This window comes from Chamaesiphon sp., from assembly GCF_041737865.1.
GTDB lineage: Bacteria > Cyanobacteriota > Cyanobacteriia > Cyanobacteriales > Chamaesiphonaceae > Chamaesiphon.
Genome location: NZ_JBGSQZ010000055.1, coordinates 1 through 6,419, shown reverse-complemented (window position 1 = coordinate 6,419; position 6,419 = coordinate 1). Strand labels below are relative to the sequence as shown.

Annotated in this window: 2 protein-coding genes; both read right to left on the bottom strand. The window is 44.5% G+C overall.

The annotated features are described in order from the left end of the window. The coding region (locus ACEW9J_RS04355; RefSeq protein ID WP_373543918.1) for a plasmid replication protein, CyRepA1 family at positions 1-3,738 on the bottom strand (3,738 nt) is incomplete at its 3' end. Positions 3,739-4,387: 649 nt separating this feature from the next. Continuing rightward, positions 4,388-6,106, bottom strand: coding sequence for a multiprotein-bridging factor 1 family protein (locus tag ACEW9J_RS04350; protein WP_373543917.1), 1,719 nt, complete (start codon positions 6,104-6,106; stop codon positions 4,388-4,390). Positions 6,107-6,419 lie beyond the last annotated feature (313 nt).

Here is a 6,419-nt window from a genome sequence, read left to right as displayed (position 1 = left end):
GCTAAATTCTGGCGATCCACGTTGGTCTTCTGGCAAATTAATTATTTCAATACTGACAAAATCGTCAATGTGGATCGTTGAAGATAACTCTTCTGAAACGGGGTTTTGCAAATTTTGCCAGTCCCGTACTCGTACTTGTTTATCGATCGCTAGCTGCTCTAATCGCTTTGTAATACACTCATAAATGTGTTTCACATGGACGGGTTGAGTACCAGGATAAACTTGACTGTTTTTAATGCCCTTAGAGAGCGGATCTTGAATAGTGCCAAAAGTGTAAGTTCTGGTAACTACTTTCTTACCTTGAGGATCGATCGTTCGGTGACGATGGGTGACAACCGACAACCCCAAATAACGGGCACTCCCCGCAACCAGACGCATCCGTCCACGTCCATCTTGCATCCCTAATGCTTCCATCTCCATACCGAGCGTTTCAATCTCCAGGTCGTCCTTGTGGAGCTGTTTGCCAGCAAGTCCAGCCACCTTTTGACTCAACTCAGGAGTCAAAAGCTCGTACTTGGGCGCACCTTTAAAAGCCAAGATCGAATCTGCCACCACATCTAATTTGAACTGGTCATCTCCTAGTTTGACCAATTTGAGTCCAAATATCTTGAGAATGCGCCGGAATAATTTAATTGGGTCGGGCTGCTTATCGGGGTTGATGTTAATTTTTAGGGATGACTGATAACGCTTAGAGCTACTGATTCGATCGATAATCGATCCAATTTGTCTCCCGCTAAAAATCGTCCCAATGAGGTCTGTAAGCCCTAATTCCCGTCCCACCTTCACCAATGCCAATGAGGAGCGACTGAGCTGGTCTGGGAACCAAACAGAACCAGTCTCAGCAACGGGTAGCCAAGCCGCTAAATGGTTGATTTCGGCACGTTCGGGATGGAGCAGGTAATGATAAGTTTCGAGCTGCTTAACTAACGCTGGATGATTGTATTTCAACATCTGGATTAGTTCCGCACAATAACTCTCAGTCTCCATAATCCCTGGCAACTGCTGTTGAGTCAGATAGTATTTACTCGCCAATACCCTGTCTAACTCATTCGCACTGGGATTATTTCTAATTGCCTCATATTCAAGTCTGGTAATATCCAGCGCATCATAAATCCGCCGCGACTGCACTACCCGTCGTTCGACTTCAACTCTACCCATCAAATCGTCAGTATCGTCACAACCATCGACATCTTCAGGATCGATTGTGACTGTATAACCATCTGCCACCATTGCCTCGACGAATAGCTCGCGTAAGTGCTTCATCTCCTCGTTGAGATTGGCTTTGTATTGATGGGCGAGTTTGAGCCAGAGATCTTCTTTATTGGCATAGCTAGTAAGGATCTTCATCGCCTCATCTGCTGCCCCTTTATCCAGCAGCATAAAGACTAGATCCATATCTTCATGCACCTTCAGATCGAATTCATCTTTTACCCACTTAGTAAATGAGCTAGAGTTACCATCATTAATGCGTCCCTGCCGTTCGCAATAGATAACGCGGGGTGCGCTGAAGTCCCGATATCTACCCAGGAATTGTAAGCCGGACAGAATGCCTAGATTGCCCAGGTGGAAATGATAATGAGTTCTAAAATAGCCAGTTAAATCGATACTGATCCCACTTTCAGCCGTAGGTGAGAGAATCACGATTTGAGGACGATATTTTTCTAAATAAGCTTTGGGATTGCGAAAGAATAGTGCGACAGTATCATTGCGATCTGTCGTACCATCAATTCGACAGATATCAGCTTCGGGAATACCAATCCGGATCAGGGATTTTTCTAAGTTCTCACAGTGTTTTTGAGTGGTGGCAGTAATTAACAGGTTCGCTCCAGTTAGAGCGTCGTCGAGAATGGCGCGGGTGACGGTGGATTTTTGATTGACCATCCGCACATTCATCTGGTTGCGGTAGGTATTCTCAAGCTTATAGACGAAATCAAATTGTCGTAACTTCCGCAGGAAATCCAGCTCGGTATCGCTCAAGTAAGCATCCAGCGCGACGACACCATGACTGTGTTTAATCAGTTCCTCAATATGTGCGAGTCTAACCTGACGCGAATCGGTACCATCCTTGCGTCGTCCGGCCGTCAATTTGCTCGTGAGCATATCGCTCAAGTCGGAGACGCATTCATCCAAGATGACAATCTTGTTCCCCATCTGAGCGGGGTCGATTAGTCCCGCCGAGTGGTGACAAATGGCTTTATGATAGTCAGAGTCCAAAAATACTTTATCTTCATCGCCGACGTGATAGAGATTGGGAATGCGATCGCATGTCTGTCTGAGTAAGTTATTTCGATACCCAATGAAAATCAGTTCTAAACCGTGTTCTCTAGCCCAAGCACCCAAAGCTTTGAGAATTTCGGTTTTACCCGTACCTAATGCAGACTTAATGCCAACTAAGGTATTTTCTAGTCCTGTCTCAGGAATCTCCCATTGGAGAAAGCGATTACACTGGGTTTGATTATTGCTGAAGTGTTTGGACTTTTGGTAGAGTTTCCGTGCGAGGGAGATAATCGGTGGCGGTGGTGGTAGTTTATTACCAACAAGCGGATGAAATCGCGCCGAGGTTCCCTCGGCGTGCGTTTCACCAAGAAGGTGTTCGAGTTCGTCTAAGTCAATTTCGCGGAGAAGGCTTAAATCCTCCAACTCATCGATATCTCGTCCCGAATACATGAAGCGAGGTTTATAGCCCCATTCCAGCAATTGGTGATAGAGGTTTATCCAGCGGCGGATGACTTGAGGCTTGTGAATATCCTCACCATCGAGGTAGAGATCGATAACATCAGCTCTCCACCGTTCTAAACCATCTTTTAACAGTTCGGGACTGGATAACCACTGTCCGCCTGCCGCACCGATGACTTGTTGCCCTATTCTAGTAGCAGCTAGGTTGGGTTTAGCTCCTGTCCCTTCGGCCAAACCGATGGATCTAATTACTGGGATAACTCCTAGTAGTTGTGGGTAGGAGAAGGTGAGCGGATTCTCACCATTGGGGAGGCTGGGGGAAGCTCCATTATCTCTGCCTTTTTCCCAGACGCTCGACAGCCAGCGATAACGAGATTTGGATTGTTCGCGATTCCGAACCTGGAAGGCGACGATTTCACCCGTAATGGTGTAAATGGGAATCAGAATTCCCGCAATAGAGCCATTACTTAACCGATTGCCTTGGACATTAACCCCAGGGAAGCGGTTATTTACTGGCTCCGTGAGTCTTTGGAATTTCTCGACGCTTTTAAAGCCGATTTCGCGAATCTGTTGTTGAGTAAAGCCCCGTCTAATTAAATCTCTTCGATCGATCTCGTTTAAAGAAAGTTGTGCTGAAATTGTCCGTGCTGCAATGTCTCGCTCTAGGGCTGGTAATGATTGAGCTTTACGTTGGTTTTCAGCAGAGAGTAATGCTTGCTGCTTGAGTTTTTGGTTTTTGACCCATTCTTCTCGCATCTCTGGAGTCGCTTGACGGTTTTCGCCGCGATGCTCATTCCAATCGATGAGGGGAATATATACGCCCCATTGTCCGTCGCGGGTGTCGTTGAAATAATGATAGTCGGGGTTGCCATATCCACCCGCCCCAGTCATGCACAGGGTTTTGATGGTGGGGGTAATTTTACCGTTTTTGGCGGAAAGCTCGTAATTTTGCCAACGACATTTCCCCGAAGTGCTAGCACAGACGGGGCAAGAGTTGCCTAAACCTCTATAGGCATTGAATTTGGAGCGAACAGTCGAGTTGGTAGATACGTTGCCGAGCATTTCTGTGACTTCTGGTTAAGAGCCGCAGCAGGAAAAGTGGTAGTGCAGTCCTGCAATCTGGCGTGAAAATTTCACTGGGAGATACACCGCTGTATTTCCAGCCCATAAAGCATACCTGAGTTTAAAAATCGCTGTTTTAGTCTTTTTTTGTATATTTTTTTAGTACTATTTTTACGATTCCAATGGGTTTGAGTATCCCTTGTGGGCAGATACTAGAGCAGTTTGTGGGCAGATACTAGAGCGTTTGTGGGTAGATACTAGAGCAATCTGTAATCACGATTTTTTGGCTCTGTATCAAGGGTTTGAGTGCCAATTTTGTGCCAATTTTTTGATTACAGATTTTGCAAAGTTAGTAATCAAGCATTTTTTAGCCAAAAAATGCTTGAAAAGGTCTGTATGCTGAGGTTGTAGCTGTGTTAACGATTATTAAGTATAGATAAACTATCTACCATGATTGGTTGCGGGCGATCGAGGATTGTTGTAATCGCTCGATCGATGCTTGTGATTCTCTGTTGGGGAGGCTCTGCCAACGAGTGGTGGCGGACTCGATCGATTAGCCTCTAAGGGTTTTAAACCGAATAAATTTAGCCTAAACGCCCTAATCGGGGGTATTGAGCGGACAAATGTTCACATAGCTAACCCATAAGTTCTACAAGCCCAGCATTGCCTGTAACTTAACTATATTTTTCTCATCGATCGAGCGATTCCCCCGTTCCCACTGCGCCACCAGACTTTGAGACACCTCTAGCTCCGCTGCAAGCTGTCTTTGAGTCCATCCCTTACTCTCCCGTGCCTGCCGGAGATATAGGTTGGGAGTGGCGACTTGGGTTTGAGTCTTAAAAGTTTTGAGCTTAGATGCGGGTTTGGATTCGATTAGCAGCGGCGGCAATTCTGCGGGGACTAAATCGTATAGGTGTCTGTCGATATTCACTTTTTGGGGAAATGTCGAGCGGATATAGACCTGAGCATTGAGTAGTTTTTCTAGATAGCCGCGTTGATGTCTCTTGATATTGCTGTCGGGTCTGATTTCTGGTGGGTAACTGTCATCGTCAAACTCAATGACCCAGCCTAGTTCCATCAATTTGCCGATCGCCCGATCCCATTGTTCCTTGAGCTTGCGTTTTCGCTCCCGATCGTTACCAGCTAGCTCGATTTTATATTTAGGCATGGCGATCTCCAACAGATCGCGAACGCGGTACTCGGTGACACGATCGGCGTGGCTATCTAAAGTGAGGTGAATAGCCAGTCTTAATGCTAGTTCATTGTGATAGGGATTTATCTTGATCACGTCCTGTGCCAAGTAGCCAAATTGATATAAGGCATCTTGAGAATGCTTACCGCCATCCATAAATCCTTTAGTCCACATTCCAGGTCTGACGGTGATATGTAAATCTTCTGGATTCTTCACATTGCCTTCCAAATCCATTTGTCCAGTCATCTGTACCCGCACGTTCCACATTCTGGATGTGTCGATCGTGACTCTCTTTTTGCCTTTTTTGTAGTTGGGGTTTTCCCAGACGGCTTTAATCAGCAAACAATCGAGGGCGAAGCTGGTATTTGCTAGTTCTAATAATTTTGAATGAAGTGAAATATCAGTGCGGTTTTCCCATCCCAATTCTCTAATAATATCTTTACCACTTAGGGAAAATTCACTTTCCCAAGGTCGTGGGCACTTGACGGCGTGAGCTGCAAATAATAATTGTAATAGAACGGTATTAAATCCAAATTTATCGATAATTTGTCTAGCACTATCCCACGGTAATACTTGAATGTCTTCACTACTACTAATATAGTGCTCGATATAGTTATTAGAATTGGCATGAGATTCCTGTCTATAGTAGGCGATGCCGTTGGAGTTATCTTGCTGCCAAAAATCATCTCTAAGTTGGCATAGAGTACTAGTTTTCATAGGCAATGCCGCTGGCAATATTTGATATTTGCTGTTTTCAAATAATCTATTTTCAAGGTTAGGCGGTTGATAAACTCGATCGTTTAATTGGGGGCGATCTCTTGTAATAACTTTAGTTATTTTGGTTTCTATGCTGTCGAATAATTTGTTGAGTTTAGTTTCTAGTTCTAGTGAAGCTGGATCGAGATCGATAATTTTTTGAAGTTTATCGACTCCATCATCAAAAATAGTTTGTAATTGCCTTGCCGATTTGGGATTATCGTCGTTGAAAGCGGTTAAAGTAATTTCTGAAAGTATTGGGAATAATATACGATCATAACCCACTTTTTCCTTGACTGGATGGCTGTCTCGATTGGATTGAGAGCTATTATTCTGTAGGGCTTGTAATAAATAATTTAAAAACTCTAATCGTTCTGCTTCGTTTAGTTGCTCTGGGAATTTAATTTTTTGGTCATTCATAAGCATCTGATTAGAACCTTAAATTGGCTAGGGCAGCAGTAATATTCATCAGTTTGATATCTCTAGCCGCTCGCACGGTTAGCCGGAGCAAAATAATTATATTTCATTTCCGCGATCGGGATTCATCGGTCATCGACCATCGAAATAAAGTCTCGCTTTTCAGCCAAACAACTCAAGTCGTTAGTCGATCGCGCTTGGCATACTAGAAAGGTTATATGTAGAGTTCAAGCGATGACTGACGACGACATGACTGGAGATAGTTGGGATGAAGATGAAGAAGAACTGGAAACTCCCCAAATGGTTAGTAGTGCAA

Bases quoted from the DNA above. Each gene is read 5' to 3' on its own strand.
- ACEW9J_RS04350 (WP_373543917.1), bottom strand. From the start codon at position 6,106: ATGAATGACCAAAAAATTAAATTCCCAGAGCAACTAAACGAAGCAGAA.